At 39.6% G+C, this 778-nt stretch carries 3 protein-coding genes; 2 read left to right on the top strand and 1 reads right to left on the bottom strand.

Annotated features, from left to right (window positions below; all coding sequences use genetic code 11):
- The coding region (locus ACFINO_RS10275; protein WP_011180280.1) for a type II toxin-antitoxin system RelB/DinJ family antitoxin at window positions 1-264 on the top strand (264 nt) is incomplete at its 5' end.
- Window positions 251-532, top strand: coding sequence for a type II toxin-antitoxin system YafQ family toxin (locus ACFINO_RS10270; RefSeq protein WP_011180281.1), 282 nt, complete (start codon window positions 251-253; stop codon window positions 530-532). The genes ACFINO_RS10275 and ACFINO_RS10270, both read left to right, overlap by 14 nt.
- A gap of 42 nt (window positions 533-574) precedes the next feature.
- On the opposite strand, the gene ACFINO_RS10265 is transcribed toward ACFINO_RS10270, so the two are convergent.
- Window positions 575-778: hypothetical protein (locus ACFINO_RS10265; protein ID WP_375655722.1), on the bottom strand; the 204-nt coding region annotated here is incomplete at its 5' end.

Raw genomic sequence — 778 nt, 5'->3', positions numbered from 1 at the left:
ATGGCTACCAGTCGCATGGTTCAAGCACGTGTACCGGAAGAAATTCAAAATGTCGCTAGTCAAGTTATTCAAGCTTCAGGTTTGACAGTGAGTGATGTTGTGAGGGTATTGATGACTCGTATCGCGCAAGATAAAGCTATTCCATCTGTTTTGTTTCAACCCAATGCAGAAACCATAGCAGCTTTTGCTGAAGTTGATGAAGGCAACTTAAAAAAGTTTCATTCCGTAGACGAATTATTTGATGATCTTTATGCGGACGATTGAACGTACGACTATCTTCAAACGTGATTTCAAGCGTGAGATGAAAGGACAACATCGGCATCTTTTAGATACTGATTTACGCAAAGTCATCGCAGCATTAGCAAACGATCAACCTTTAGAGATACGGTACCGTGATCATGCATTGACTGGAAATTGGAGTAATTACCGAGATTGTCATATTCGACCTGATCTAGTGTTGATTTATCGCTTGATTGGTCAAGATAGGCTAGTTTTAGTGCGTCTTGGTTCTCATTCACAACTTGATCTTTAAATCACCTCCCCACCTTAAAGATGGGGAAGGGGATGTTTCATTTTAAGCAACCTTTTTAATAGGGTTATCCAAATCTGGTTCGTAAGCGCGCAACAAAGAATCCATGCTATGTGGTAACTCTGAATCGCCAAAATCTGTTAGAACTGCTAAAATCTTAACAATATTCGGTACATCATCTTGGAGTTTTAAAACTAAAACCTTTTCTACCAGACTCATGATGTCAACCAGAGCTGTACACTCTTTTTC

This window comes from Bartonella sp. AA83SXKL, from assembly GCF_042196965.1.
Classification (GTDB): domain Bacteria; phylum Pseudomonadota; class Alphaproteobacteria; order Rhizobiales; family Rhizobiaceae; genus Bartonella.
The sequence above is the reverse complement of the archived record's forward strand: the minus strand, read 5'-3'. Positions and strand labels throughout refer to the sequence as shown.